The 25,913-nt window shown below is 66.7% G+C and carries 23 protein-coding genes, 1 tRNA gene, 1 pseudogene and 1 other annotated feature; of the genes and pseudogenes, 8 read left to right on the top strand and 17 right to left on the bottom strand.

Going from position 1 to position 25,913, the window contains the following annotated elements; all coding sequences use genetic code 11:
* Positions 1-5: 5 nt before the first annotated feature.
* From V7E00_RS10355 to V7E00_RS10325, 7 genes are all read right to left on the bottom strand, one after another.
* On the bottom strand, positions 6-974 hold the full coding sequence (locus V7E00_RS10355; RefSeq protein WP_333572582.1) for a KpsF/GutQ family sugar-phosphate isomerase: 969 nt from the start codon (positions 972-974) through the stop codon (positions 6-8).
* Between the two features lie 330 nt (positions 975-1,304).
* Positions 1,305-2,363 carry a DegT/DnrJ/EryC1/StrS family aminotransferase gene (locus V7E00_RS10350; protein WP_333572581.1) on the bottom strand — a complete coding sequence of 353 codons (1,059 nt, stop codon included), beginning with the start codon at positions 2,361-2,363 and terminating at the stop codon, positions 1,305-1,307.
* A 244-nt stretch (positions 2,364-2,607) separates the two neighbouring features.
* On the bottom strand, positions 2,608-3,609 hold the full coding sequence (locus V7E00_RS10345) for a fatty acid desaturase family protein (protein ID WP_333572580.1): 1,002 nt from the start codon (positions 3,607-3,609) through the stop codon (positions 2,608-2,610).
* Positions 3,609-4,439, bottom strand: coding sequence for a class I SAM-dependent methyltransferase (locus tag V7E00_RS10340; RefSeq protein ID WP_333572579.1), 831 nt, complete (start codon positions 4,437-4,439; stop codon positions 3,609-3,611). Before V7E00_RS10340 ends, V7E00_RS10345 begins: the two co-directional genes overlap by 1 nt.
* Positions 4,440-4,489: 50 nt before the next feature.
* Positions 4,490-5,584, bottom strand: coding sequence for an FkbM family methyltransferase (locus V7E00_RS10335; protein ID WP_333572578.1), 1,095 nt, complete (start codon positions 5,582-5,584; stop codon positions 4,490-4,492).
* 17 nt (positions 5,585-5,601) lie between these two features.
* Positions 5,602-6,750 (bottom strand): ATP-grasp domain-containing protein, encoded by a 1,149-nt coding sequence (locus V7E00_RS10330; protein WP_333572577.1) that lies wholly within the window; start codon positions 6,748-6,750, stop codon positions 5,602-5,604.
* A 36-nt stretch (positions 6,751-6,786) separates the two neighbouring features.
* Entirely contained in the window at positions 6,787-7,842 is a 1,056-nt protein-coding gene (locus V7E00_RS10325; protein WP_333572576.1) for a Gfo/Idh/MocA family protein, read from the bottom strand.
* Between the two features lie 336 nt (positions 7,843-8,178).
* On the opposite strand from V7E00_RS10325, the gene V7E00_RS10320 reads away from it, so the two are divergent.
* Complete coding sequence (locus tag V7E00_RS10320) at positions 8,179-9,264, top strand: class I SAM-dependent methyltransferase (protein ID WP_333572575.1); 1,086 nt, start codon at positions 8,179-8,181, stop codon at positions 9,262-9,264.
* Between the two features lie 95 nt (positions 9,265-9,359).
* The gene (locus V7E00_RS10315) at positions 9,360-10,847 is read left to right on the top strand and encodes a hypothetical protein (RefSeq protein ID WP_333572574.1); all 1,488 of its coding nucleotides are present in this window, start codon (positions 9,360-9,362) and stop codon (positions 10,845-10,847) included.
* Positions 10,848-10,987: 140 nt separating this feature from the next.
* Here V7E00_RS10315 and V7E00_RS10310 read toward each other — a convergent pair.
* The 4 genes from V7E00_RS10310 to V7E00_RS10295 form a co-directional block, all read right to left on the bottom strand.
* Positions 10,988-11,064, bottom strand: a tRNA-Trp gene (locus V7E00_RS10310).
* 145 nt (positions 11,065-11,209) lie between these two features.
* Positions 11,210-11,758, bottom strand: a complete 549-nt coding sequence (locus tag V7E00_RS10305) for an FxDxF family PEP-CTERM protein (protein ID WP_333572573.1) — start codon at positions 11,756-11,758, stop codon at positions 11,210-11,212.
* 120 nt (positions 11,759-11,878) lie between these two features.
* Entirely contained in the window at positions 11,879-14,215 is a 2,337-nt protein-coding gene (locus V7E00_RS10300; RefSeq protein WP_333573845.1) for a putative bifunctional diguanylate cyclase/phosphodiesterase, read from the bottom strand.
* Between the two features lie 171 nt (positions 14,216-14,386).
* A complete protein-coding gene (locus V7E00_RS10295) occupies positions 14,387-16,153 on the bottom strand; it encodes a fatty acyl-AMP ligase (protein WP_333572572.1) in 1,767 nt (588 codons plus the stop codon).
* A gap of 121 nt (positions 16,154-16,274) precedes the next feature.
* Between V7E00_RS10295 and V7E00_RS10290 the strand changes: the two genes are divergently transcribed.
* From V7E00_RS10290 to V7E00_RS10275, 4 genes and pseudogenes are all read left to right on the top strand, one after another.
* A complete protein-coding gene (locus V7E00_RS10290) occupies positions 16,275-16,817 on the top strand; it encodes a regulatory protein RecX (protein WP_333573844.1) in 543 nt (180 codons plus the stop codon).
* Between the two features lie 147 nt (positions 16,818-16,964).
* Positions 16,965-17,468: a cold-shock protein gene (locus V7E00_RS10285; RefSeq protein ID WP_333572571.1), complete on the top strand. Its 504-nt coding sequence runs from the start codon at positions 16,965-16,967 to the stop codon at positions 17,466-17,468.
* A gap of 43 nt (positions 17,469-17,511) precedes the next feature.
* The gene (locus tag V7E00_RS10280) at positions 17,512-17,904 is read left to right on the top strand and encodes an NADH:ubiquinone oxidoreductase subunit NDUFA12 (protein ID WP_333572570.1); all 393 of its coding nucleotides are present in this window, start codon (positions 17,512-17,514) and stop codon (positions 17,902-17,904) included.
* Positions 17,901-18,326: pseudogene (locus tag V7E00_RS10275) on the top strand (DUF2155 domain-containing protein); the annotation flags it as partial. The gene V7E00_RS10280 and the pseudogene V7E00_RS10275, both read left to right, overlap by 4 nt.
* A 35-nt stretch (positions 18,327-18,361) precedes the next feature.
* Here V7E00_RS10275 and aat read toward each other — a convergent pair.
* From aat to V7E00_RS10260, 3 genes are all read right to left on the bottom strand, one after another.
* A complete protein-coding gene (aat, locus tag V7E00_RS10270) occupies positions 18,362-19,099 on the bottom strand; it encodes a leucyl/phenylalanyl-tRNA--protein transferase (protein WP_333572569.1) in 738 nt (245 codons plus the stop codon).
* Complete coding sequence (locus V7E00_RS10265) at positions 19,099-19,833, bottom strand: ParA family protein (protein ID WP_333572568.1); 735 nt, start codon at positions 19,831-19,833, stop codon at positions 19,099-19,101. Before V7E00_RS10265 ends, aat begins: the two co-directional genes overlap by 1 nt.
* Before the next feature lie 85 nt (positions 19,834-19,918).
* The gene (locus tag V7E00_RS10260; RefSeq protein WP_333572567.1) at positions 19,919-20,308 is read right to left on the bottom strand and encodes a hypothetical protein; all 390 of its coding nucleotides are present in this window, start codon (positions 20,306-20,308) and stop codon (positions 19,919-19,921) included.
* 219 nt (positions 20,309-20,527) lie between these two features.
* Here V7E00_RS10260 and V7E00_RS10255 point away from each other — a divergent pair, with 219 nt between their 5' ends.
* On the top strand, positions 20,528-21,037 hold the full coding sequence (locus tag V7E00_RS10255; protein WP_333572566.1) for a hypothetical protein: 510 nt from the start codon (positions 20,528-20,530) through the stop codon (positions 21,035-21,037).
* A 79-nt stretch (positions 21,038-21,116) separates the two neighbouring features.
* Positions 21,117-21,172, top strand: a sequence feature (sul1 is cis-regulatory element that is thought to sense ions involved in sulfur or methionine metabolism; They are found in Alphaproteobacteria).
* A 57-nt stretch (positions 21,173-21,229) separates the two neighbouring features.
* A complete protein-coding gene (locus V7E00_RS10250; RefSeq protein ID WP_333572565.1) occupies positions 21,230-22,726 on the top strand; it encodes a SulP family inorganic anion transporter in 1,497 nt (498 codons plus the stop codon).
* A gap of 30 nt (positions 22,727-22,756) precedes the next feature.
* On the opposite strand, the gene V7E00_RS10245 is transcribed toward V7E00_RS10250, so the two are convergent.
* The 3 genes from V7E00_RS10245 to V7E00_RS10235 all read right to left on the bottom strand — a co-directional run bounded on the left by V7E00_RS10245 (position 22,757) and on the right by V7E00_RS10235 (position 25,814).
* Positions 22,757-24,085, bottom strand: coding sequence for a sensor histidine kinase (locus tag V7E00_RS10245; RefSeq protein WP_333572564.1), 1,329 nt, complete (start codon positions 24,083-24,085; stop codon positions 22,757-22,759).
* Positions 24,086-24,192: 107 nt separating this feature from the next.
* Positions 24,193-24,711, bottom strand: coding sequence for a DNA-deoxyinosine glycosylase (locus V7E00_RS10240; protein ID WP_333572563.1), 519 nt, complete (start codon positions 24,709-24,711; stop codon positions 24,193-24,195).
* A 599-nt stretch (positions 24,712-25,310) separates the two neighbouring features.
* Positions 25,311-25,814 carry a hypothetical protein gene (locus V7E00_RS10235; protein ID WP_333572562.1) on the bottom strand — a complete coding sequence of 168 codons (504 nt, stop codon included), beginning with the start codon at positions 25,812-25,814 and terminating at the stop codon, positions 25,311-25,313.
* Between the last annotated feature and the right edge of the window lie 99 nt (positions 25,815-25,913).

Here is a 25,913-nt window from a genome sequence, read left to right as displayed (position 1 = left end):
CGTGCTCAGGCGCCGAGCCGCAGATCGTGGATGTGGAGCAGCCCCCAGGGGCGGCGCGATCCGGCCTTTTCCATCACGAACAGCACGGTGATCTTGTTCTCCTGCATCCGGGCGATCGCTTCGTCGACCGTGGCGTCCCTGGTAATCGTCACGGGATCGCGCGTCATCAGTTCGCCCGCCACGGCAAGCAGCATGCGGTCGAACGCCCGCCGCAGATCGCCGTCGGTGATCACGCCGATCAGGTCCCCGGCGGCATCGACCACGCCGGCGACGCCCTTGCCGCAGGACGTCATTTCGAGCACCACATCGCGGGCGCAGGCGGTTGCGCGGACCAGCGGCAGCGGTTCGGTGCGGCGCACCAGCGCGTCCAGCGTCTGGAGGCCCCAGCCGATCCGTCCGCCCGGGTGCCAATGGGCGAGTTCGTTGCGCGAGGTGCCGCGCTTGCGCATTGCCGCCACCGCCAGCGCGTCGCCGAGCGCGAGCATCATCGTGGTCGAGGTGGTCGGCGCGACGCCTTCGGGACAAGCCTCGCCGCACGCGGGCAGGACGAGCGTGATCGAGGCCTTGCGCGCGAGCATCGACGAGGCACCCGCCGTCATGGCGATGACCGGCACCGCCAGCCGCTGTGCGTGCGTCAGCACCGCGACGACTTCTGGCGTCTCGCCCGAGTTGGAAAGGACCAGCAACACGTCGCCGCTGCGCATCATGCCCAGATCGCCGTGCGATGCTTCGCCCGGGTGCAGGTAATAGGCCGCGCTCCCGGTGGCGGAAAGCGTCGCCGCGATCTTGCGGGCGATATGGCCGGACTTGCCCATGCCCGCGAGGATGATCCGGCCAGGTGCGCCGACCAGCAGATCAACGGCGGCGGAGAAGTCCCTGCCCAGCTCCCGGGCAAGCAACGTCAATGCCGCAGCCTCGGCGCGGATCACCTCGGCGCCGTGATCGATGATGGTCTGTACGCTACTCGTTTCCATGTCCCGTCCCCCGGTGATCTTCACGATGGCGCTGCCAGGACAAGCATCGGCACCGGCAACTGCAATCACGCCCTTGCGCGTCTTGCACCCGAACTTCGTCGACGCAAGACCAGTCGCCCCGCTCAATCATCCAGTACCAGCTTGTTGCCGCTCGGCTTCCAGGGCTGGCCTGCCCAGTTCTGGAAGCGATCGCGGATGCGCCACATGGCGTCTATCCGCCGTTCGGAAAAGCTTCCGTCCCACTTCCGTGGGCAGACCGGTACGCGGGCAGTCGCGCACGCCGTCGCGGGTCCGCCGGAAGCGTCTTTCGCTTTCCCGGGGCGCGGACGATCAGAAGGCGTGTTCGATGACGCGGCAAACGCGCTCGACATCCGTTTCGGTCATGTCGACGAAGTAGGGGAGCCCCAGGGTCTCTCGGGCAAGCATCTCCGTGACCGGAAGCGGCAGGCGCGGAAGGTCGGCGAAGGCGGTCTGGACATGGACGCCGGCACCCCACCATGCCCGGCTGCTAATGCCGACCGCATCAAGCCGCGACATGAGCCGCTCCTGGTCCGCGCCGAAGAAGCGGGCGACGCAGACACTACCGTACCACTCGTTGCCGAAACCGGCTTGGAATGCGACCTGCTGCCGCCGGCCCAGGCGTTCGCGATAGGCCGCTGCGACTGCTCGGAAGCCCTCGAGATCGCTGGCATAGGCGTCCATCGCCGCCAGACCCACCGCGGCGTGATACTCGCTCATCTTCGCGTTGGTGCCGACGGTACCCGCGTCGCGGCTGCCGCGGAAACCGAAATTGCTGCGTTGCTTGATGTCGGCGATGGCTTCGCGCGCGCGGCAAACGACATAGCCGCCTTCGCCCGCGCCGAGAATCTTCGTGGCATGCAGACTGACCACGACGGGGGAGGTGCCGACGCGCACCGCGTCATGGCCGGCGGCAGCGTCGATGACTACCGGAACGCCGGTCTGCTCCGTGAAACGATCCCAGGCTGCGGTGTCCATCGGTGCACCAAAGGGCGCGACCGGCATCACCGCGGCCACGGGACCGTCGATCCGAGCCAGGGCGTCGCGTGCGATCTCGGGCGTCAACGCCCAGGATCCTTCGTCCACGTCGACCAGAAACGGCGTCAGGCCGGCGCTGCTGACGGCGTGCGCCGTCGCAACGAAGGTCCAGGACGGAATGAGGCAATAGCCACTGGGGTTCTCGACGACTGCTTGCAGGGCAAGCGTCAGGCCGGCGGTGCCATTGGCCACCGTGATGATGCAGTCCGGATCCACGCCCAGCCGCTGCGCCAGCCTGGTTTCCAGCTCGGTTACGAGCGGACCGAAATTCGAATAGCTCCGCCGATCGTCGATCCGCTGCAGATAGGGCATCAGGGCTTCGGCGCGGGGCATGCGGGGGCGCAGGACCGGAAGGTCGCCGGTAGGCACGACGGAGAGCTTGGCTCTGCTGCCGATCGCGTTCGCTCGTACTGCCGCATTCGTCTGAATTCGCATCGCGCCGCTTTCGGATGGATGGTATCTGATCTTTATAGATCGTTGACCGTTCCCCGAAAAACATGTCCCGAAATAACCAGGGGACTTCGGCTTTGCCCACGGCCGCGCTGCCAAGCCGTGATGTGGCGGGACCGGTGGCGGGCTAGCGTCCGCGACGCAGCGTACCCCGCGGCGTCCGGCCGGCGGTAAAGAAGCCCTCCCGCGCCAGCAGGGCCACGCCGCGCCAATATCCGAACTCGATGTGTCGGTGTGCACCCTGCAGCTTGAACGCCTTGTGGACCGCCCGCAGATTATAGTGCGGGATCGACGGAAATTGATGGTGCTCCAGGTGGTAGTTCATGTCCGCGTAGAAGAACGCGGTGACCGGATCCAGAACCACGGTGCGTGTCGAATTTTCGTACCGCCCGCGGATGTCGTCTGCGGACAGATTGAAGTGCTGCAGCGCCGCCAGGGTTCTGTTGGGAAAGGTAAGGCAGAACGGCGCCAGACAAATGGCGGCGGCGAGATAGGGACCGCCGAGCACGAGGCTGACGACCAGGATCAGCGCCTGGCCCGCAAGCACCGCACGGGCGCCGTTCCGCAGGTTTAGCGCCTCGCGGGATCCCGGCGCGAACAGCGTTGCAAAACGGCCCTCGGGAATCCTGCCCGCCGCGTTCAGCGTCAGCACGCGAACACGCCGCCAGATCGCGGCGGCGTCCACCGTCAGCAGCGCCAGCGTACCCCAATAGGAGAGATGCTCTTGCGGAGAGGCCTCGAGGTCGTTGGCACCCAGCGGCGTTCGATGGTGTTGCGGATGCGTCACCTCGAAATAGCCGTAGTTGCTCCAGGTCAGGATGGAGAATAGCCGGAAGAGCACCACATTGGGCCGCCGCGCGGTGAAGACCGACCGGTGGAAAAGCTCATGCCCGATGCCCGCCCAGCCGAGGAAAGACCAGGTGAGGAAATGCGGGATCAGGACGAGCAGCGACGCCCAGACATGGCCCCGCGCGAAAAGCAGCGTACCCGCAGCCAGCAAGCCGGCATGGAACGCCACGCGGATCGCGATCAACAGCGCGGCGAGAAGATCCCGCTTCTGGGACCAGCGGCGATAGGCGTCCCGATCCAGAAGCCTGAGCCCGCCTACCTCGCCATCGATCCTCTCCATCAGGCCGTGTCCCGCAGGGAACCATCAACGCCGATGCTAAGAAACTGCCGGCGGATGTCCCCGACGAGCAGCATGGCCATCATCGTGTGCTGGATGTGGATCACCAGCGCGTCCTTCGCGAGCTCTTCGACGAAGGTGGTCACGTCCCCATGAATGGTCGACTTGAAGTCGTGCCAGAGGATCACGCCGCTGTCGCCGATCATCTTCCTGGCATTGGCGGTGTCGATCGCCACCGTCTCCAGATCATGGCCGCCATCGACGAAGACGAGGTCGACTCCGCCGACCAGCCCGTGCGCCGCGGGTTCGAAGGTACGGCTGTCCTGCTGGAGCAGGGTAACCCGGGATTCGTCCACATCGGACAGCCCGCCCAGGTAACGGGGGGCGGACGCACTCTGGACGGCGCGCAGATAGTCGTCGTTGATGTTGCCGTCGCGCCGCAAATCCGCATCGGCGTAGGACTCGGCGGCTTCCTCGGACGCATGGCTGTCGCCAAGGTCGAGCGAGTAGATCGCACAGTCCGGGTTCGAGTTTTCCACCAGCAGTGCGGTGGAGTAGCCGAGGAAGGTCCCGAACTCGAAGATCTTCCGCGGCTGAACCAGCTTGACGATCGAGATCAGCGCGGCCGCTTCCAGCAAGGTCACGCTGCCAAGCCCGCTGGACGGCACGTTGATCTTCATGGGCACCGGACCTGCGTTTTCGGCCTCGATTTTGAGGAAGAGGACCTTGGGCTTGATCGCCACGACGCCCGCACGGTGCGTCTCGCAATGATCGAACAGGCCGGCAGGGTCGCTGATCGGCGCGGGGTCTAGTGCAGATTGCTGAACGGGCATGAGAGTGTTCCGACTATCGACGAGGAAGGGAGGGGGCGGCGGTTGCACCGCTAGAGGAAGAACATCACTGTCTCCGACCAGCCCTGGGTGTAATGCCGAAGGTAGACCCGGTAGTCGGGATGAATGGAGCGGACATACCGCCATATATCGCGGAAGTCGCTCGCGCGGTGGTACACGGCAATCGCCAGCTTGGGGCGGTCCTGGCGGATGTGCCTTTCGGACCCGGCGAGCGCCTTTATTTCCCAGCCTTCGAGATCCATCTTGATGAAGCTGACGGGATCGGGGATCGCCTCGTCCAACGTCGTCATTTCGACTAATTCGCTGCCGCCGGTGGTGACGGCGGAGGCGGATCCGGCCTCGCTGTCGAAGGCGATCTGCCCCGCCGCGTCGGAAAGCGCCTTGGCGTGGAAGGCAATGTCGCGATGGCCGGCAAGGCGGGTTTTGGCGGCGCGGAGGTTCCGTTCCGAAGGCTCGAACAGGTGCACCTGCCGATAGTCGGGGCAGCGCCGGCAGAATTCCTCGGTGGTATCGCCATCAAAGCCACCGGCGTCGACGAACGCTTCGGATCGCAGGTCGAGGAAGGGCTCGAAATACTGCTCGTGCGTGCGCACCGCATACCCGCGCATGAAGGCCGCGTTTGCCGTCAGGCGGTAACGCAGCACATCGGCCAGCGTCTGGCGCGAGGCTTCGTCCGCAAGCGTATCGTAGAGGTCGGCCCATTCCGATGCGAACTGGTTCCAATCTTCGCGCTGCTCGCGAACGACAGTGGCGTGCGCGATGGCGCCGTCCGACGCCTGGGCGAGTTCCTGGATGGAAAGGACCGACTGGATCCCGGCATCCGCGAGCCTCTGCTCGACCGCTACGGGGCTGATCGAGGTCGAGCAGTTGATGACGGCAGCCTCGGGCGGCAATTGCGCCATCCCGATCGCTGGCAGGCCATTCCAGACGGCACCGGCCGGCGCGAAATCATCGACAATGCCGTCCAGGCGCAATCGGCCGATCAGCCCGAGCGCCTCGGCATTTCGGCCGATGACATAGCAGGGCCGGTCCTGGCCCGCGGCCAGGAGGTCCCTGGCGAGGCCCTGGTTGGCGGCAGGGGCTGCGATCGCCGAGTCCAGCATGGCGCTGAAATCCTGTTTCGTCATGATCTCGTCTTTCGATCCTAGCCAAGTACCGAGTATAGTTCGCCGTCCAGGGTGGCGCGCATCAGCGTGTTCAGCGCGGCCCCGTCCGCTGCCCGCGCAAACAGGATGCCGATGCGACCGAACGGGCTGGCCGCAATGCGATCGCCGGTGAGCGCAAGCGATACGAACATCTCGATATCGATCGGTCGGTGGAACTGGAGGCTGGAGAACACCTGCGGCGCGCGCAGCGAAATCGTGTGTCGCAGGATCGGGCGATAGGATTGGGGGCTCCCGTCGAACCCTTCTCCGAGGAAGGGGCGGGCATAGTTTTCGGCATAGTTGAAGCCGGTCGAGCTTGCGATCAGCTGGCTGTACAGATCGCCCGGGCATCGCCGGGTGATCTCGATGATCCAGAAGCGCTCGCGATCGACGATGAACTGGGTATGGATCAGACCTGCCGTCAGCTGCAGGTCCTGCGCGATCTTCTCGATCGAAGCGCGCACCTTGTTCGCGAGCGCCGGGTCGAACGCCGGAACGACATAGCTGGTGTCCACGGCGAACGGATTGACCGAGCCATGCTCTTCGACGAAGAAATCGGTGAGGATGCCATCGGGGCCAAGGAAGGCGGAGTGGCTGTACAGCTGCCCCTCCACGAATTCCTCGATCAGGCAGGCGCCGTTTCGTGAGAATGCCTTCGCATGCTCGATCGCTGCGGCAAGATCCGTGGCGGACGGCGCCGGCAGGGCCGTGACGCCGCGACCGCTGAAGGCCTCCGCGGGCTTGACGATCACCGGACCCGCTGCAAGCGCATCGCCTTCAGCGATCCGGCGGGGGGCGGGAACGCCGGCGGCTTCTGCGTATCGGCGGAAATCCTGCTTGTTGCCGAGAATGCGAACGGTCTCGGTCGGGTCGATGCCCGGAAAGGGATGCTTGGCATTGATGGCGGCACAGGTCTCGTAGGAGAGATCGTTGCAACCGGGGATGAGGAAGTCCGCACCCACGCGCTCCACCAGCGCCGTGACTGCCTCCACGTTCGAATAGTCGAGTTTGATATAGTTGTCGGCGGACTTGGCGAGCGCGTTGTCCGGCTTGTCCCCGACAACATACGTCTCGTGGCCGGAATCGACGAGATACCGATAGATCGGCACGGAAGCAGCGTTGGTGTCGAGGAGGATGGCGACAGCCATTATCAATTCAGCCTTTCACGGAAATTCGCGGGACAATCAGGCGTCGAGTTCCACCAACGACCTTGTTTCGGCCGACCTTCGGATTGCCTCCGCCACCCGCAGATTCTGCGCGCCGTCGAAGGCCGGGACGATCGGCGTCGCGGTGCCGAGGATGACCTCCAGGAAGTTCTCGAGCTGCCGGGCAAGCGGGTCCTCCCGCGTGACCGGAATGATCTCTTCCACAAGCGGTGTATGCCAGGACGGACGTTGCGGTGCCGGGTGGGACAGCAAGCGCATGCTGGGGAAATCAAGCGTCCCCAGCGTGCCGGTGACGCTGTAGCAGTCCTCGTTGGGATAGGTCGGATAGACCGGGTTTTCCCGCGACGTCTGCTCCCAGCTATGCGGCGACGCGCCGGCATCCGACAGCAGGAACGTGCCGAGGACACCGTTGCGGAACTGCAGATTGATCGCCACCGTGTCCTCGACGGGGTACTGGCGGATCGCATTGGACGCGATCGCCTGCACCGCGGCGATCTCGCCGCAAAAGGTGCGCATGATGCCGATCTCGTGGATGAGGTTGATCAGGATCGGACCGCCGCCAGGCTGCGTACGCCAGGGGCCCGCCTCGAAATATTCCGGCGGCTTGTAGAAGATCGCGCTCCCCTGGAAGGCGACCAGTCGCCCGAGCCGCCCGCTGTCGATGATCGCCTTGGCGGTGGTCAGCAGGGGGGAGTGGACTCGGTGGTGACCGACAAGAACCTTCGCGCCGCGCCGCGCCGCGAGATCCACCAGATCGAGAGCTTCGTCATGATCCGCGGTGATCGGCTTCTCGATCAGCACCGGGATGCCGCGCTCGATGCACAGCTTCGCCTGCGCATAATGAAATTCGTTGGGCGACGAAATGATCACGCCAGACGGGGTTTGCGCGGCAAGGCAGGCCTCGAGCGTGTCGAAGATCGGCGTATTGGGCAAGCGTTCGCCAATGTTCCTGCTGGCGTTGTGCCCAGGTGTGACGATCCCGGCCAGTTCGCAACGCGGATGCGCCTGGATCATCTCGATATGCTTCAGGCCCATCAGGCCCGGACCGATGACTAGAATGGAAGGCGTTGTCACTGCGCAGCCCCGATCATCTGACTCATCCCCTACCATCTTGCTTCGTGCCTAGAACCTGTCGAACCACCCGGGCACGCTGCGCATCGGGACGGCAGTCGGCCTGCCGGTGATCGAACGCTGCGCCTCTCGATCCATTATAGGACGTGCGTCAGAACGGGACACAAAAGTGTCGCAGCGCGATGGGCACGTTCAGCGCGCGGAGGCCGGCTGGGCGATCGCGGGAGGCCGTCACGCGGGGCTTGGACCTGCTTGCCGTTGCGGCAGCCGGACGTCTCTTCCGGGGAACGGCCGCTATAATGGGGATGGCCGCATCTTCTGCGCTACAGGATGAACGAAATGTCTGTGACCTTGGTCTTTCCCGTCTCCACCCCGGATGGCCGGGCCTATCTCAAGCAAGCGCTGGAGCGGGGAGAGCCGGTGGTGACGGCATCGTGCGACGTCAGCGATCCTACAAATGGTGCGGCCCCCTGGATACGGTTGCCATTGGTCAGCGAACCGGCGTTCCTGGACGCTTTCACCGATGTGGTGCGCCAGCATGACGTCACGCGGATCCATGCTTCGGCGCACATCGTCCACGCCGCCCTCCGCAATCTGTTGCAGGAGCACGACCTGGGTCCGCTACGGATCATCAACCGCTCGGCGCTCGAGCTGGAGTTCGAGCGGTGGAACGACATTTTCGCACGGGCGGAACGGTGGGCGCAGTTCATCGAGGCCTTGGTGCCGGCCCAGCCGCAGCCCAGCCTTCCGTTCGTCGCCGGCGTCGTGCGGCTTGCCTTCGATCTGTTCGGCGAATCCTACGACGACAAGCTCGCCGCGCTGCTGGCCTGCCTGCTCGATGCGCCGGAAGGCGACATCGTCGAGATCGGCTCGCTGTTCGGCCGGTCCGCGAGCGTGCTGCTCGCAGGCCGCGCGCTCGGGGTGGCGGAGCGCAATATCTTCGTGTTCGATCCCTGGTGTTCGGACGCGGGCGCGCAGCAGGATATGCCGGTCGCGCTTCAGAAATACACGCGTTCGGCCGGGCTGGAGCGCGTCGCTCACGCGTTCGAAGCGACGTTCGCGGCGCTGGCCCCGGCCGGCGCGATGACCGTGTACCGTACGCCCTCGGCCTCCGGGCACGCCGTCTATCGTGGCGAGGCCGATGGCGAAGCCGTTCGCCTGCTGAAGCCGGCGAAGGCCTCGCGCCCGGCAGGTAAGATCGCGCTGCTGCATATCGACGGCAACCACGACCGATCGGCTGCCGCGGAGGATGTCATGCTCTGGTCCCCGCACGTCGCGCCCGGCGGCTGGGTGGTGATCGACGACTATAACTGGCGCTATGGCGACGGCCCCAAGGAGGCGGGAGACGCGCTGCTCCGGCTGTGGGGCGACAAGGCCGCGCGCGCCTTCGTGGCGGGCGACTGCCTGTTCATACAGCGCGTTTGAGGGGGGGGCTCCCGGCTGGCGCGGTGCCGGTCGTAACCTCGCGTTAAACGGTTTTCTTTACCGTATCCGCGATGATCGCCAGCGAAAGTAAGGATATGTCGGCACGACTGAGCGGGGCAGTGGCCTCCGCCTCGCCTGGCCCGCTTCGGTTCAGCTGGCTGCAGGCAGAGCTTCCCGGCGGTCCCTGGCCCGAACCCCTTCGCGCTGCACTAAGCGCCGTGATCAATGAGGTCGGCTGGCCGGCCGTGCAGCAGGGCGAGCGCGCACGCCTCGAGGCGCTGTATCGCGATTTCGCCTCGCTGTTTCCGCGCTTTCTCGCCGCCGCCAGCGATGTCGACCGGGCGGCGGACCTCTACACGCTCATCCATATCCTGTTGTGGCGTAGCACCCAGGACATCGGCGAGCTGAAGCGCTTCAACACCGACGTGGTGTTGCCGTTCGCGGCCTATCTCGCGCGGCACTTTCCGAAGCGACCGCTTCGTCCTGCCAAACGCGCAGTGCCCCGCATCGCGTATCTCTCCGAAACGAGCGACCTGTTCAGCACGAATGCGGTGGCGAAGACCACCGTTTCGCTGATGCTGGGCCAGCACGCGATCCGCGCGCCGGAGGACTGGCCTTTTCTGTACTGCATCAAGCAGCCCGTGCAGAATCTGTGGGACTTCTCCGCCGAAACCGGCCTCCGGGTACGGGACCTGTCCGGCCCAACGCCTTCGCAGATGACGCGGGCGATCTTGTCGCAGCTCGAGGCGGACGAGATCGACATTTTGATCGCCGACAGCAACTGCGCCGTTGCGACGATGGTGCTGCAGCAGCGCCCCTGCCGGGTGCAGGCGTTCCACGAGAACGGGTTCGCGCCCTGGGCAATTCCGGAGCTGGACCTGGCGTTCATGGGCATCACCAGGCCGACGCCTGGCCTTTTCGACGACCGCGTCGCGATGCACGAGACGCCCCGGAACACCGCCTCGGTCTTCCACTGCGTTGCCAGGCCGCAAGACCAGATCGATGCGTTGCGCAAGGTATTGTGCGCGGGGACGGGAGTTGCGGAGCCGAGCGTCATCTATGGATTCTATGGCCGCATGGCCAAGATCACGCCGGCCTATATGGCACTCGTCGAGGAGATGCTGGAGCGCGATCCGCAGGCGATCTTCTTCGCCGGCGGCACGGGCTCGATCGCCATGGTGGTGGAGCGCAGGGCGGCATCGCCTGTCGGCGACCGCATCATTCTCTACGACGAATTCATCGACGGCCACCTGGTGAGCGAATGTATTGATGTCTTCCTCGACACCTTTCCCTTCCCCGGCGGCAATGCGTGCCTGGAAGCACAGGCGCATGGCGTGCCCGTGATATGGATGCAGCCGGCGCCGGACAGCGAAATGCAGCTGGTGTTCACGTTGCGGGACGAGCGCCTGAAGGCGCGCGACGGTGCGGATTTCGTCACGTTGTCGCTGCAGCTTGCCAGTGGGGACAAGCGCCAGGAGCATGGCGCCTTCGCACGGGCGCTTGTCGCGCGGCACGGCGATATGACCGAGCAGGCCATGCTGGTGGAAGATCATCTGCGTGCCGCCTGGATGCAGGGAGACTGAGCGTTCGACCGCATCTTGCCGGTGCCGCACGAGAAGCAGTGGAAGTGTCCGTTGACGCCGATGTACGGGACCGCCGTGGTATGGCGGTGGAGCGGGCAAAAGCCGCGCGGATCGAACCTCTGCGGAGTCAGATCAGTCCGTGGCAGGGGAGCTCGGATTCGAACCGAGGGCCTTCGGTTTTGGAGACCGACGCTCTAACCAGCTGAGCTACACCCCTGTGCGGTCCGCCCCTTTATCGGCCGATTTGGCTTCGGGCAAGAGCCAAGATGCGCCCGGGTGCGAATTGAACGGCCAAAAAGAACGCGCCGCCACGGTGTTCCGTGACGGCGCCTCCTCTGCAACGGGTGAGGTTGTTTTTTGTTTTAGGCGTTCGCGTAGGTGACGCGCGTGCGGCGCGTGCGGCGCATCGCGGCACCGGCCAGGCCGAAGCCGCCGATCATCATGCCCCAGGCTGCCGGCTCAGGCACGCCCGTGGGCGCGAACACGCCCTGGCCGCCGTACGAGCCGTTGCCGCGCGAGAAGCCGTTGATCGTGATTTCGTTCTGCACACCGGCCTTGATCGGCACCGCGTTGGCGAACACGAACTCGTTGATGCCGCTGCCGAAGAAGCCGGTCAGCTGCACGCCGTTGAAGAAGACCGACTTCAGATCGAGGTCGTTCGAGCTGTTCAGCGTCACGGCGCTGGTGATGATCGAACCGCTCGCCAGGCCGTCCTGCGGCAGGGTGAACTGGTAGATGTGGATGAAGTTGCCAGCGGTGATGCCCGACTGGCCGAAGCTCGTCGAGATCGAGCCATCGGCGCTGAGCGCGATGTTCATGTCGGCAGGGCCGAAATAGGTCTGGGCCTGAGCAGGCGCGACAGCGATGAGCGCTGCGGCGCCAACAGCCGCCGTCATAAGCGTACGATACATTCGGGGTGTCTCCCTTAACGGCAAGTGAACCATTGCAGTGCAGGCGAGACTTCCGGCGGGTTCCAAAGTTCCAAGAAAAAAAGTGACTTATGTCTCAATCTGGGAACGGTTCACCGCAGCTCACGCGCGAGCGCGGGTTGTTTCGTTACCGTTTCGCGACACGATCATCCGGGCCTCGTGCACGGGCAGGGGCCGACCGAAATAATATCCTTGCGCGCGGGTGCAGCCGAGCGCCTGGACCATCTCATGTTCCTGCTCGGTTTCCACGCCTTCAGCGGTGGTCGCCATGCCCAGGCTTTCGGCGAGCGCGACGACGGCGCGGATGATCGCGATCGCCTCGCGGGTGCCGCGCGCGGCGTTCTGCACGAAGCTGCGGTCGATCTTGATCGCGTTGAAGCGCGTATGCGCAAGATAGCCGAGCGAAGAATAGCCCGTCCCGAAGTCGTCCAGGCTGAGCCGGACGCCGAGATCGAGGATCTGTTCCAGCACGCTTATGGCGGCGGTGCCTTCGCGCAGGAATACGCTTTCCGTCACCTCCAGCTCGAGCCGGTCCGGGTCGAGCCCGGAGGCGGCGAGCGCCTGTGCGACCAGGGTGGCGAAGGTCGGGTTGTGGAGCTGTTCGGAACTGACGTTAATCGCAATGCGGGCCGGCATCTCCCAGCTTGCGGCCTCATGGCAGGCGGTGCGCAGCACCCATTCGCCGATCGCGCCGATCAACCGGGCTTCCTCGGCCAGCGGGATGAACTTGGACGGCGGGACGCTGCCCAGCTCGGGGTGCGTCCAGCGGAGCAGCGCCTCGAACCCCAGCAGCCCGCCGGTGCGCGCATTGACCACCGGTTGATAGGCGAGCTGCATCTGGCCCTGCTCCACCGCGGCGCGCAGCGCGATCTCCAGCACCCGGCGTTCCTCGGCGGCGACGTGGAGCTGGGGTTCATAGGCGTGGAAGACCCCGCCGCCCTTGTCCTTGGAGCGATAGAGCGCGAGATCCGCCGAGCGCACCAGCGTCTCGGCAGTGCGCCCGTCGCGCGGGGCGAGCGCCAGGCCGACCGACGCGCCGATATAGAGGGTGTGCTGGTCCAGCTCGTAGGGTCGCGAGATCGTGTCGATGATCGACTGCGCCAGCGCCTCCACTCGCGCGGTGTCCCGCGCGTCACGGACCACCACGGCGAACTCGTCGCCGCCCAGGCGGCCGATCATCTCGTTGTCGCTGACCAGCCCGCGCAGGCGCCGCGCCACCCGCTGGAGCAGGCGATCGCCGACCGGGTGGCCGAGCGTGTCGTTGACTGCCTTGAACCGGTCGAGGTCGATCATCATGAAGGCGCAGCGCGCGCCCCACTTGTCCGCCTCGGCCAGCGCGGTGGCGAGGGCTTCGTTGATGTGGAGGCGGTTGGGCAGGCCGGTCAGCGTATCGAACCGGGCCATGCGGTGAATCTGTTCGGTGGCACGTCGCTGCTCGGTGACGTCGGAGCTGACGCCGCGGAAGCCGGCAAAGGCGCCGCGCTCGTCGAACTTGGGGCTGGCCGACATCTGCCACCAGCGCCGTTCGCCCTCGATGTCGATCGGGATCGGCACGTCGGCGAAGGGCTCCCGGCTCTTGAGCTTGTCGGCTAAGTCGTGGAGTTCGGCGGTGAAGCGGCCGGTTTCCCAGGCCGGGCCGGCGAGGAGCTGGAGGAACGGCATCCCGCCGAGCGTCCCTGGTTCCAGCCCGAGCGACGCGGCGAGGCGCGGGCTGGCGCGGACGACGCGGCGTTGGGCATCGATTTCCCAAAGCCAGTCCGAGCCGGCATCCTCGAATTCGCGCAGCAGCAGGCTGACGGTCTGGTCCCGCTCGGCCAGCGCCATCTGGTTGGCGCGCAGCAGCACCAGCGCGCGTGCGCGTGTGAAGCTGCCGAAGCTCACCAGAAGCACCAGGAAGGCCGCCGCCGCGGCAAGGAAGGGTGCGCCGGCCATCACCAGCGTGGCGATGCAGGCGCCGCCCAGCAGCGCGGTGAAGGAAAGGCTGGCCAGCGGAAGCACCGCCATGGTCATGCCTGAGGCGATGAGGACGATCGTCGTCGCCGCCCAGATGTCCAGACTGGCCCGCGCGGTGGCGGTGGCGCCGAATGCGAGCGGCAGGATGGCCCAGGCGAGGCCCATGACGATCCCTTCGGCGGCGGTGCGCCGTATCTCCGCCACGGTGGCGGTGAGCAGGTGCCGGTCGCGCCAGCCGAGGCGGCGCAGCGTTACCCAGGCCGACGAACCCAGCACCAGCGCCATCCAGCAGAAGAGGATGCCAGGCGATGCGAGCGGGGCGAGCGCCAGGGCCGCCAGCGCGGCGGCGCCGACATGGGCGGAGAAGAACAGCAGCGCGGTGCGCCGGCCCGCCTGGAGCTGCGCTGCGCGCATCCGCGGCCAGTCGATCGCGTCGCTGGGGTCGCTGAGCCCGAGCAGCGCACGCGTGTCGACTCGCGGCTTCATCAGCGGTGTCGTGGAGGAGCTGCTCACCGCGCATATATAGCTGCGCGAGGTTAGCGAGAGGTTAGGGTGGGGCGAAAATGGCGGTGAGCAGGTCCATCATCGCGACATGCCCCCGGCGAGCGGGAGCGACGCGCCTTCCGGCCGGGCGCGGGGCCCGGCCGGAGCGTTGCGTCAGGCGGCGACCGCGTAGGGCTTGATCTCGCCGTTCAGATAGAGGTTGCGCGCCTTGGCGCGGCTGAGCTTGCCGGAGCTGGTGCGCGGCAGCGTGCGCGGCGGAACCAGTTCGACCACGCAGTTCATGCCGGTGACCGAGCGGACGCGCTCGCGGATCTCGTCGCGCAGGCGCAGCCGCTCCTGCTCGTCCGAGGTGCGGCACTGGACCAGCACCGCCGGCGTCTCCTCGCCACCCGGGGTGGTGATCGCGAAAGCGGCGATGTCGCCCTGCTTGAAGCCGGGCAGCTGCTCCACCGCCCACTCGATATCCTGCGGCCAGTGGTTCTTGCCGTTGACGATGATCATGTCCTTGGCGCGGCCGACGATGTAGATATAGCCGTCCGACATATAGCCCATGTCGCCGGTATCCAGCCAGCCATCGGCCATGCACGCCTCGGTCGCCGCCTCGTCGCGGAAATAGCCGACCATCACCGACGGGCCCTTGCACCAGACCTTGCCGATCGCCTTTTCGGGAAGCGGCGTGCCGTCTTCCTCGCGGACCTCGATCGCCATGTCGCGCACCGGCTTGCCGCAGTTCACCACGGCGCGGTAGCGCTGCGGGCGATCGGCGCGGGCGGTGCCGCCGGAGAGCTGGGTTTCCTCGACCAGCTCGACGACGATGCCCTCACCCGGCGGCATGATCGAGACGGCCAGGGTCGCCTCGGCCAGGCCATAGCTCGGCATGAAGGCAGTGGCCTTGAAGCCGGCATCGGCGAAGGCGTCGACGAAGCGCTGCATCACGTCCGGGCGGATCATGTCAGCGCCGTTGCCGGCGATGCGCCAGCGGGCGAGATCGAACCGATCGCTCGCCTTGGTCTGGCTGGACATGCGGCGGGCGCAGATGTCGTAGCCGAAGGTGGGCGAGTAGGAGATGCTGTTGCCCTGGTTGCGGCTGATCAGGTCCAGCCAGGCGAGCGGGCGCCGGGCGAAATCCTCGGTCTTCATGTAATCGGTCGAGACCTGGTTCGCGACCGGCGACAGGAAGCAGCCGACCAGGCCCATGTCATGGTACCAGGGCAGCCACGAAATGCAGCGATCGGCATCGACCAGCTCCATCCCGTGGCTGTGCGCCGCGAGATTGTTGAGCAGCGCATGGTGCGTGATCGCGACGCCGTGCGGGAAGCGGGTCGAGCCGCTCGAATATTGCAGATAGGCGATGTCGTCCGGCCTGGCCTGGGGCAGCGGCGCCTCGGGGGCCGCGTTGGCCGAGAAGGCGTCCCAGTCGGTCGCGGCGACATCGGTCAGCCGCGCGGCCTCGGCGCACATGCTGCCGATTTCGGGCGGATAGATCAGCAGCGTCGGATCGCAGCTCTCCAGCTGCACGCGGAGCTGGTCGATATAGGACTGCGCGCCGCCGAAGCTGGTCGGCAGCGGCAGCGGCACCGGCCAGGCGCCGGCATAGATCACGCCGAAGAACAGCGAAGCGAACTCCGCGCCCGTCTCGGCGATCAGCGCAATCCGATCCTGCGGCTGGATGCCGGCGGCGATCAGGCGGCGCGCCTGTTCCAGCGCGTCGGCACGCAGTTCGGCGAAGCGATAGGGCCGCACCAGCTTGCCCCGCGCATCGTGGAAATTCAGTCCGCGCTGCCCTTGCGCTGCATAATCGAGCGCGGCACCCAGCGTTTCGAAATCAGCGAAACGGCGCGGGAGGCGGTCTTCCGTGGGCGTGGGCGTCAGCGCTGCCATGTCCACTGTTTCGAGCGATCCCGTTTCGTCCAATACCATTCTTTTTCTCGTGCCCCTGTGAGGTAGCAGTTCGTTGTGCCCCCACAACGCAGTTTTCCGTATGCGCTCTGCTACGCAGTATCGTTCAAAATCGGTTGGCAGTGTGGCACAATCAAGGCGCATGCCCGAACCGTCCCGTTCCAAGCCACCCCTTGTCGCCGCCGATCTCGATCGGCTGGCGCTCCGTTATGTCGAGCGTTTCGCCACCACGCGCGCGCGCCTGGCCGCCTATCTCACCCGCAAGCTGCGCGAGCGCGGCTGGGCGGGCGAGGGGATGCCCGATCCCATGGCGGTCGCCGAGCGGATGGCCGCGCGCGGCTATGTCGACGATCGCAGCTTTGCCGAGGCGCGGGTGCGATCGATGGGCCGCCGCGGGCTGGGCGCGCGCCGCGTCGAGATGGCGCTGCGCCACGACGGCATCGATGCGGACGACAGCGCCGATCTGGCCGAGGCGATCGAGGCGGATGCGTTCCGAAGCGCATTGGTGTTTGCACGTCGCCGCCGATTCGGACCTTTCGCCGTTTCCCTCTCGGATCGCGATCTTCGCAAAAAGCAAGTCGCTGCATTTTTACGGGCGGGCCATCCGCCTGAGATTGTGCATAGAATATTGCAGATGATGCCAGGAGAGGAGCTGGATGACCTGCCCGAGGTGGGACATTCCTAATCGCACAAAGCGATTCCCCTCCACGGTAATGCTGTGTTAATGTTGCTGGCTTGGGGGATAACGATAATGCGTGCTGAGCAACAGCTAGCGTCTGAACACTATCCGGTCGCGTCCGAGGGGGAAGTTCGGTTCGCGGGTGATTCTGCCATGGACGAGCGAGTGTATCGCGGCGTCGTCAAATGGTTCGATGTGACGCGAGGCTTCGGATTTCTGGTCGCGGACGATCCGAGCGTCGGCGACATCCTGATCCATTTCTCGGTCCTCCAGGACCATGGTCGTCGCAGCGTACCGGAAGGGGCGCGGATCGAATGCGTGGCGGTGGAGCGGCAGCGGGGGCTGCAGGCGAAGACCGTCCTCTCGATCGACCTGACCACCGCCGTGGAGCCGATGAAGCGCCCCACCGAGCGGGTGGAGCGGCTGAAGCTGATCGGCGAGGCCGGGCCGTTTGAATCGGTATCGGTCAAGTGGTTCAACCGCCTGAAGGGCTATGGCTTCCTGGTCCGTACGAGCGACACCGCCGATATCTTCGTCCACATGGAGACGCTTCGGCGAGCCGGGGTGGAGGAAGTGGAGCCGGGCCAGCCGCTCCGCGCGCGGATCGTCGATGGCGAAAAGGGTCCGCTCGCCGTTGCAGTCGAAAGACCCCTCTGAGGGGAGTTGCCGAGCGTCGCGCTTGGCGGTATCGGGCACAGCCATGGGACTTCCTTTTCCGATCTTCACCTGGTGGAACGGCGCCACGTTCGGCACTCGCATGGGACTGCGCGGCAAGAAGCGCGTCGGCGAGGATTCGCTCGGTAACCTCTATTTCGAGGGCGGGCGCGATCCCAACGGCATTCCGCGCCGCTGGGTGATCTACAAGGGATCCAACGACGCCAGCCGCATTCCGCCGGAATGGTTCAGCTGGCTGTCGCACCAGATCGACGGCACGCCCGACGAGTCGCTGCCGCCGGTGCGCGCGTGGGAAAAGCCCGCCGAACCGAACCTGACGGGTACCGAGCTGGCCTATCGCCCCCCTGGCGCGCTCGAAAAGGGCGCCCGTCGGGTCAAGGCCACCGGCGATTACGAGGCCTGGACCCCCGACGCATGAAGGCTGCGGCGGCGCTGCTCGCGCTCGCGCTGGCCGGTTGTTCGGGTAGCGGGGGCGGCAATGGCGCTGCCGGCGGCGACAATGCCGGCGACGAGCTGGTGATCACCGGCGGGGGCGACGCGCAGGGCGTCGACACCGTGTCGGTCGGGCCCGACAATGCCACCATGGATGCTGCGGCCACCCCGATGCGGGAGCGTGTTGCCGTGCTGGGCGTGCTGAACAAGCGCAACGGCGTGGAGCGCGAGATCACGCTGAAGCCAGGCCAGGCCGCGCGAATCGACGATCAGGTGACGGTGCGACTGCGCGCCTGCGAGCGCACGGCGCCCTGGGAACAGGACCGGCTGACCGGCGCCTTCGTGCAGATGGACGTGCGCCGCGAGGACCAGCGCTGGCACCGCGTCTTCTCCGGCTGGCTCTACAAGGAACAGCCGGCGCTCAACGTCGTCCAGAACCCGATCTACGACGTCTGGCCCAAGAGCTGCGCGATGACCTTCCGCGAGACCGGGCCGGACACGGTGCCCGCCTCCGCGCCGGGCGCGTCGAGCGCGAAGAGGTCGCCCGAAGCGGCGGGCGGCAACGAGACCGCTCCGGTCGAATCGCCCAGCGCCTCCCCCAGCAACGCGACATAATCGTCCCGCGGGATCTCGATTGCCCCGAGCGAGGCGAGGTGGTCGGTGATGAATTGGCAGTCGAGCAGGCGAAATCCCCCGGCCTGCAGCCGTGCGACCAGATGCGTCAGGGCGACTTTCGAGGCGTCGCGGACGCGCGTTACCATCGACTCCCCGAAAAAGGCGCGTCCCAGCGCCAGGCCGTACAGCCCGCCGGCCAGCCGATCCCCCTCCCAGCACTCGATCGAATGGGCATAGCCGCGGCGGTGGAGCTCGATGAAGGCGCGTTCGATCGCGCCGTTGATCCAGGTGTCCGGCCGGTCCTGTGCGGATTCGGCGCATAGCCGGATCATCGCCGGGAAATCGCGGTCAACGGTCACATGAAAACGATCCGAGGCCACCACCTTGCGCAGCGACCGCGAGAGATGGAAGCCGTCGAGCGGCAGCACGCCGCGCAGCTTCGGCTCCACCCAGTAAACCGACCCGGCATCGCGCGCATCGGCCATCGGGAACACGCCCATGGCATAGGCGCGCAGGACCAGCGCGGGATCGAGTTCCTTCGGCGGCTGTCGGCGATGCCCCACCATCAGCGGGCGCGCCCGGCGAGGGCCTGCTCGATCGCCTTCCATAGCGCGTCGAACGCGCGCGCGGCGGCGCTGCGCGGCGCGAAGCTGCCCACGGGCGCGCGCCGCACCGCCACGGCTTCGACGATGCTGGCCATCGGGATCACCGGCCAGTCCGGATGCAGCGCCACCGCCTCGGCATGGAGCTTGCGGCGACGATCGACCATCGTGTGGACCGGCATCAACGGCACCCTGGCGCCGCGCCGGGCAAGGTGCGCAGCGACCTCCGCGAAGGCACGCTGCGAAAGCGGGGAGGGGGCGACCGGCACGACGATCAGATCTGCCGCGCGCATCACCTGCTCGCTCGTCTCGGTCAGGCCCGGCGGGCAATCGAGCAGGATGCGATCGAAATCTTCCGCGAGATCCTCGAGCAGCTTGCTCAGCCGCTTCTTCTTGTCCAGCGCGTGGAAGAGATGGTCGAGCTGGCGCAGCGAGGTGTCCGCGGGCAGCAGCGCCAGGCGATCGACGTCGGTTGCGCGGATCAGCTTCGCGGCGGCGACGTCCCTGGAGAAGATCGCCTGCGCCGGGTGCCGGCCGCTGGTCTCTCCGCCGAGCAGGAAGGTGGAAGCGGCCTGCGGGTCCAGGTCCCACAGCAGGGTGCGGCGGGCCGAACGCATGGCGGAGGCCCAGGCGAGGTTGATCGCCAGCGTGGTTTTGCCCACGCCGCCCTTCAGGCTGTACACCGCTATCGTCGCCAAGCGCGTTACCTCCGGGGCCAAGCTGGCATGAAAAAAGCCCGGCGGAAATAGCCGCCGGGCTTTGTTTTCGTAGCGGAATGCAGGCTTACGCCTTGCAGCTGTGAACCGAGCCGTCGGCCAGGGTGATCTTGGCCGCCTTGGCGTTGCCGTCGATCTTGTAGCCGCCCTCGGCGGTGAAAGGCTTGCCGGCTTCCGGCGCGCGCAGCAGGACCGACTTCATCGAATCCTTCTTCTCGCGCAGCGAGGCCATCTTGCCTTCCTTGAAGAAGTCCACGAACAGCAGGGTGTTGCCCGGCTGGCAGCGGAAGCTCACCGAACTTTCGATCGTCGGCGGGGTTTCGACCGGCGCCGCGTTCGCAAGCTGCGAAGCCATGGGATCCGGCGCGCGGCTGTCGACCACTTCGGGCTTGTTGTTGCAAGCGGCGAGCGAAAGCAGCGCCGCGGCGGAGAGTGCGATCGGGGAGGGGTTTTTCATAGCGTGAGGTGCTTTTCCTTAGGCGGTAATCATCGTCAAGCGAAAACAGGTGACAGAGTCACACGAAATGGTGCGCCGCAACGGAACAGACGCAATGTTGCGCGTGATCGGACATGCATGACAGTCGTGGAGGTTGCAGAGGCGATCGGAAAGGGGACGTTTACCGTGCTTGACCCGATGCGCGCGACTGCGCAGGGAGACGGGCCGAGGAGAGTGCGCATGAAGCCGAGGATCTGCTGGACACGGGCCTGGCCCCTGATGCCGCTGGCGCTGCTCGCGGCCTGCGGTGGCGCCCCGACCGAGAACATGGCGGAAGATCCGGCGAACGCCGCGGTAGCGCCCGGGCCGATGCTGGGCGGCGTCGACCTTTCCACCCCGCTGCAGATCCGCCCCACCGAAGGCAGGGACTGGGCGCTGGATCTGGCGCCGGGACGCATCCAGTTCCAGCAGGAGGGCGCCAAGCAAATGCCTTTCTATCCGGTCTCCCCGCGGCTCGCGCAGGGTGTCGCGACCTATCCAACCCAGACGCCCGACGGCATCCCCGTGACAATCACGCTGCGCCCTGGCCCCTGTGCCGAGGGCGCGCCGCTTGGCGCCGAGGTGCGGATCGGCGCGACCACGCTGAAGGGCTGCGCGCATCCGATGACCGTCGAGCAGGTCCACCGCGAGATGTATAACGAAGCGCTCGCCGTGCCATATGACAGCGGCAACAACAGCAGCGCCGACTAGGCGCGACCAGGATCGGCGGTGAAGCGGGTCGCCGCCAGCTTGCCCGCGCGGGGCAAAGCGCGTATGCGGCGGCCATTCGCAAGGACCCGGTGAAACTCCGGGTGGCTATTCCGGCCGCCGATCCGCCGGACAACAACACGCACCAAATCGTAAGGCGCGCCTTCGCGCCACGTGCCCTGTTGTGGAACCTCAATGACCTTCAATTTCGCTGCTTACCGCCGTCAGTGGTTCACGGACGGTACCGCCGCCCGCCGGGATATTCTCGCCGGGATCGTCGTCGCGCTGGCGCTGATCCCCGAGGCGATCGGCTTCTCGCTGATCGCCGGCGTCGATCCCCGCGTCGGGCTGTATGCCTCGGTCGCGATCGCCATGACCATTTCCCTGATCGGCGGCCGGCCGGGGATGATCTCGGCCGCGACCGCGGCAGTCGCCGTCGTCGTCGTGCCGCTGGTCCGTGAGCATGGCGTCGACTATCTCTTCGCCGCGACCATCCTGATGGGCGTGATCCAGATCGCGGCCGGGCTGCTGCGTTTGGACCTGGTCATGCAGTTCGTGTCGCGTTCGGTGATTACCGGGTTCGTCAACGCGCTCGCGATCCTCATCTTTCTCGCCCAGCTGCCGCAGCTCCTCGGGGTGGGCTGGCAGACCTATGCGATGGTCGCTGCCGGGCTGGCGATCATCTACGGCCTCCCGCGCATCACCAGGGCGGTGCCTTCGCCGCTGGTGGCGATCATTATCCTGAGTGCAATCAGCATCTTCGCAGGATTGCCGGTCCATACGGTGGGCGACATGGGCAAGCTGCCGGAAGGCTTGCCCAGCCTCGCCCTGCCGCAGGTTCCCCTTACCCTGGAAACGCTGCGGATCATCTTTCCCTATGCGCTGACCATGGCGGCGGTCGGGCTGCTGGAGTCGCTGCTCACCGCCCAGATTGTCGATGACATGACGGATACCGACAGCGACAAGCGCCGGGAATGTGCGGGGCAGGGCGGCGCGAACATCGTCGCGGCGCTGTTCGGCGGCATGGGCGGCTGCGCGATGATCGGCCAGTCCGTCATCAACGTCACCTCGGGCGGGCGCGGGCGGCTGTCCACCTTCGTGGCGGGCGCGTTCCTGCTGTTCCTGCTGGCCGTGCTCGGCCCCTTTGTCGGACGCGTGCCGATGCCGGCGCTCGTCGCGGTGATGATCATGGTTTCGATCGGCACGTTCAGCTGGAACTCGATTGCCAATCTGCGTCGCCACCCGCTGCCGTCTTCGGTGGTGATGTTGACCACGGTCGCTGTCGTCGTATCGACCCACGATCTGTCGCTCGGGGTGCTGGCAGGCGTCCTGCTCTCCGGCATCTTCTTCGCGGGCAAGGTGCAGCGCATGTTCGCGGTAGAGCGCACGCTGTCCGACGACGGCGCGTGCGCCGTCTATCGGGTGACCGGCGAGATCTTCTTTGCCTCGGTCGATCGCTTCACGCGCGCTTTCCAGGCGGAAGACCAGGCGCGCGCCGTGCAGATCGACGTTTCGGCGGCGCACTTCTGGGACATTTCCGGCGTGGGCGCGCTCGACAAGATCGTCGCTAGGCTCCGCCGCGATGGCCGATCGGTCGAGGTCGTCGGCTATAACCGCGCCAGTGCGGACATCGTCGATCGCTTCGCGCTCCACGACAAGACCGGCGTGGAGATGGGGTTCGCGCCCCGCTGAGGCATGCGGCGGCGGGCATGCGGCGGCGGGCTACGCCGCGGGAGCTTGCCCCGCGGGGATGGTGAAGGCAAAGGTGGCACCGCCGCCGGGCGTCTCCTCGGCCCAGATCCGGCCGCCATGGCCTTCGATCAGGTGGTGGGAGATGGCCAGGCCCAGGCCGAGCCCGCCGCCGGTGTCGCAGCGGCCGTTGCCGAGGCCGGGCTGGAACAAGACGTGGCGCTGCGCGGGCGCGACGCCCGGACCGCGATCAATTACCCGGATGGTGACTTCAGCCGGGGCCTGTCGCTCTGCGGTGACAAGGATGGCGGCATCGGCATGATGCTGGCAGGCCTGGCCCGCATTGCGGAGCAGGTTGGCGAGCACCTGGACGATCTGGACATTGTCGAACCGGGCAAATTGCGCCTCCGGCGCAACGCGGATCGTCACCGGCGGCAACAGCATCGGCGCGGCGGCGCGGACGAGGTGGAGTGCCTCCTCGATGCTCGTCGCAACCGAGCGGGTCTCCAGCACCAGATCGTCGTGGCGCACCATCCGGCGAATGCGGCGGATGATCTCGCCGGCGCGCTGCAACTGCTGCTCGGCGGCGCCGCTGAGGTCGCGGGTCCGCGCGTCACTGTCCGGAGACAGTCGGATTGCCGCCATGTAGTTCGCCGCGGCGGAAAGCGGCTGGTTCAATTCGTGCGCTACCGTTGCGGCAATCGAGCCGAGCGCGCTGGCGCGGGTGAGCTCGAGCATCTGCCGCTCGATCGTGACGCGCTCGGCGAGCATGCGCTCGCGCTCCTGAAGGCGGGTGCGCAGTTCCTGGTCAACGCCGATGCGATGCTTGGCGAGGGTGACATAGCTCGCCAGCGTCTGGAGAAACTGGATCTCGGCGTCGCTGAAGCCGGCGCGGCCGCGCCGGCCGAAGGCGAGCGTGCCGAGCAGCACGTCCTTGTGGAGCAGCGGCGTGCAGAAGCAGGCGTCCAGCCCCATGTCGCGCGCATAGGCGAGCCGGGGATCGTCCGACTGCTGGATGTCGCGGGCGATCATCGGCGTCAGGCTTTCCGCCACGCCGCCGCAAATGGCGATGCCGAGCGGAACATGCTGCCAGTCGACGACCTGTTCGGGCGTGATCCCGGCCCAGGCGCTGAGATCCAGGCCTTGGCCGTCAAAGGCATAATGGAAGAAGACGTCGAGCTCGACTTCGCTGCGGATCAGCCCGAAAATGCGGTCCAGCGCAGGGGCGAGATCCTCGGCCTGGAGCAGGTCGCTGGCGCTGACGGCAAGCAGCTCGAGAAAGCGATAGGGTGGCGCATCCTCCCCTGCCGCATCGGGGGCCTGGCCGCTGGGGCGGAAAAGGGCGCTACGGCGGTTCAGCATGATAAGGTCTTGGCAGAAGGGCTATGCCCCACCTGACCCTGCAGCCATTCCGTATTGCTACTGACTATCAGTCGATTGCGAAACAGTCGCGACTACATGCGCTATTGCTAAGCGTTATCAACGTTTGGCGCGTGCGAGAATGCGGAAAGTTGCGCCCATTTCGGCGCCTTGGCAGCCAGGCCGACGGTATGCAGCGGGCTGGAAGAAGGCAAGCCGAGAATGGTGTAGCGCGCGGCTGCGTGGCCCAGCTGGCGCAGGCCGTGGCGCTGTGCGGTGGCGCCGTTGAAGGCGATCGCGCGGAGATCGGGCAGGGTGGAGGCGAGGGCGGCGATGTCGTGCGCTTCGATGTCGCGCATCGCGGCGTCGGTGCTGCCCGGGCGGGTGGCGCTGGCGACGACGTCCCACAGCCCGATCCGCGCCGCGCGCAGCGCGTCCAGCCGCGCTTCATAGGCGAGCGGCACCAGATCGCGACCGGCGGCGGGTGAGATCAACTGCCAGAACTGGTTCTGCGGATGCGCATAGTAGCGTGCCGCCGCCAGCGAGCGCTCGCCGGGCAGCGAGCCGAGGACGAGCAGCCGCGTGTCGGGCGCCACGACGGGCGGAAAGCTGTGCTTGCGCTCGGTCATGCGGGTCCCGGTCCTTCTTCAGCGGAGCAAGCGGCGGTCATCGGCGATGCCGGACAATGCCAACGCTCGCTTCGGCAGCCGAAGTGCCGCCCGTGCACGCCCCGATCCTTCCGGCGCATAGCGTGCGATCGACCTGCCGCCAACGTACCCCGTCGCGATCCGCAAGGCGCGATGCGGCGGACAGGCTCGGCGCCTCATCGATGCGTTGAGGGCGAGTCATCGTCGCTGTCGGCATGCTCTCCGGGAGCTGAAACGGAGACATGGCCATGATGCGCGCAATCGGCGCGAGCAGCCTCAACCCGCAATCCCTTTTCCCGGGGCTGTCCGGTGCGCGCGACGGCGACGTGCGAACGTCGGCGGTGGACATGCTGCGCCAGCAGATCGCGGACGAGCCCAGTCCGCTCCGGCAGGGCGCCTTGCTGGCGCAACTCGACGCGCTGACGGGAGGTCCTGCTCGGCGTCGTCACCGGCAGCTACGGCCTTGCCGGCACCGACGGCGAGTGGACGCTTTCGCTCGACGGCAAAGATGTGGGCGGCGAAATGCTCGAGACCGTGCTGGCACGCGAAGACGTGGCGGGCTGATCCGCGCGCGGCAGGCGTCAAGCGTCGGGATCGTCCGGTCCGTCCGGTCCGCCGTCGAGATCGCCGACGCATTGCAGCTCGGGATCGGTCTTCGCCTGGTGCGCAAGATCGCGCGCCAGGCCGGTGATGCCGGGGATCAGCGTGTCGGGTGCCAGGCCATAGCTCCGGATCAGCCGGACCGCCCAGGCGTAATGGCGCGCACCGGCCTCGCAGCTGTCGCTGCCGCCGTCGCCGACGCCCCAGACCTTGCGCCACGGGCCCTTGCCGTTCTGCTCCAGCAGCGCCTCGAAATCGCCGACCGGGCCGCTGCCCTGGACATAGGCGAGCGCGCGGGCACCCTGGTGGAAAACGCGGAAGCTCCGGAAGGTGAAGCGCGGTGCGAGGCGCCCATCGCCATGATGCAGCACCTTGAGGATCGCGCTGCGCTCGGCGCTGCCCGGCGGGGGCGTGTAGAGCCCCGGCGCGGCGGCGGTCAGGAGCAGGGCGAGGGCGGGCAGGGCCGGGGTTCGCAGGCGAATCATCGGCGTTCTCTAGCAGGAATCCAGCGGCGGGCATGGACGACGTTCGAGGTGCAAACGATGCGCTTTCTGCTTCACCGCGTTTTGCGCACCGCGTGGCTC

It is taken from the genome of Sphingomonas sp., assembly GCF_036731925.1.
Taxonomy (GTDB): domain Bacteria; phylum Pseudomonadota; class Alphaproteobacteria; order Sphingomonadales; family Sphingomonadaceae; genus Sphingomonas.
Note: the sequence above shows the minus strand (reverse complement) of the source record. Positions and strands in the feature narration are given on the sequence as shown.

Excerpts from the sequence above, each read along its gene's own strand:
- V7E00_RS10355 (WP_333572582.1), bottom strand. The coding sequence starts at position 974 with ATGGAAACGAGTAGCGTACAGACCATCATCGATCACGGCGCCGAGGTG.
- V7E00_RS10350 (WP_333572581.1), bottom strand. The coding sequence starts at position 2,363 with ATGCCCCGCGCCGAAGCCCTGATGCCCTATCTGCAGCGGATCGACGAT.
- V7E00_RS10345 (WP_333572580.1), bottom strand. The coding sequence starts at position 3,609 with ATGGAGAGGATCGATGGCGAGGTAGGCGGGCTCAGGCTTCTGGATCGG.
- V7E00_RS10340 (WP_333572579.1), bottom strand. The coding sequence starts at position 4,439 with ATGCCCGTTCAGCAATCTGCACTAGACCCCGCGCCGATCAGCGACCCT.
- V7E00_RS10335 (WP_333572578.1), bottom strand. The coding sequence starts at position 5,584 with ATGACGAAACAGGATTTCAGCGCCATGCTGGACTCGGCGATCGCAGCC.
- V7E00_RS10330 (WP_333572577.1), bottom strand. The coding sequence starts at position 6,750 with ATGGCTGTCGCCATCCTCCTCGACACCAACGCTGCTTCCGTGCCGATC.
- V7E00_RS10320 (WP_333572575.1), top strand. The coding sequence starts at position 8,179 with ATGTCTGTGACCTTGGTCTTTCCCGTCTCCACCCCGGATGGCCGGGCC.
- V7E00_RS10315 (WP_333572574.1), top strand. The coding sequence starts at position 9,360 with ATGTCGGCACGACTGAGCGGGGCAGTGGCCTCCGCCTCGCCTGGCCCG.
- V7E00_RS10305 (WP_333572573.1), bottom strand. The coding sequence starts at position 11,758 with ATGTATCGTACGCTTATGACGGCGGCTGTTGGCGCCGCAGCGCTCATC.
- V7E00_RS10300 (WP_333573845.1), bottom strand. The coding sequence starts at position 14,215 with ATGAAGCCGCGAGTCGACACGCGTGCGCTGCTCGGGCTCAGCGACCCC.
- V7E00_RS10295 (WP_333572572.1), bottom strand. The coding sequence starts at position 16,153 with ATGGTATTGGACGAAACGGGATCGCTCGAAACAGTGGACATGGCAGCG.
- V7E00_RS10290 (WP_333573844.1), top strand. The coding sequence starts at position 16,275 with ATGCCCGAACCGTCCCGTTCCAAGCCACCCCTTGTCGCCGCCGATCTC.
- V7E00_RS10285 (WP_333572571.1), top strand. The coding sequence starts at position 16,965 with ATGGACGAGCGAGTGTATCGCGGCGTCGTCAAATGGTTCGATGTGACG.
- V7E00_RS10280 (WP_333572570.1), top strand. The coding sequence starts at position 17,512 with ATGGGACTTCCTTTTCCGATCTTCACCTGGTGGAACGGCGCCACGTTC.
- aat (WP_333572569.1), bottom strand. The coding sequence starts at position 19,099 with ATGGTGGGGCATCGCCGACAGCCGCCGAAGGAACTCGATCCCGCGCTG.
- V7E00_RS10260 (WP_333572567.1), bottom strand. The coding sequence starts at position 20,308 with ATGAAAAACCCCTCCCCGATCGCACTCTCCGCCGCGGCGCTGCTTTCG.
- V7E00_RS10255 (WP_333572566.1), top strand. The coding sequence starts at position 20,528 with ATGAAGCCGAGGATCTGCTGGACACGGGCCTGGCCCCTGATGCCGCTG.
- V7E00_RS10250 (WP_333572565.1), top strand. The coding sequence starts at position 21,230 with ATGACCTTCAATTTCGCTGCTTACCGCCGTCAGTGGTTCACGGACGGT.
- V7E00_RS10245 (WP_333572564.1), bottom strand. The coding sequence starts at position 24,085 with ATGCTGAACCGCCGTAGCGCCCTTTTCCGCCCCAGCGGCCAGGCCCCC.
- V7E00_RS10240 (WP_333572563.1), bottom strand. The coding sequence starts at position 24,711 with ATGACCGAGCGCAAGCACAGCTTTCCGCCCGTCGTGGCGCCCGACACG.
- V7E00_RS10235 (WP_333572562.1), bottom strand. The coding sequence starts at position 25,814 with ATGATTCGCCTGCGAACCCCGGCCCTGCCCGCCCTCGCCCTGCTCCTG.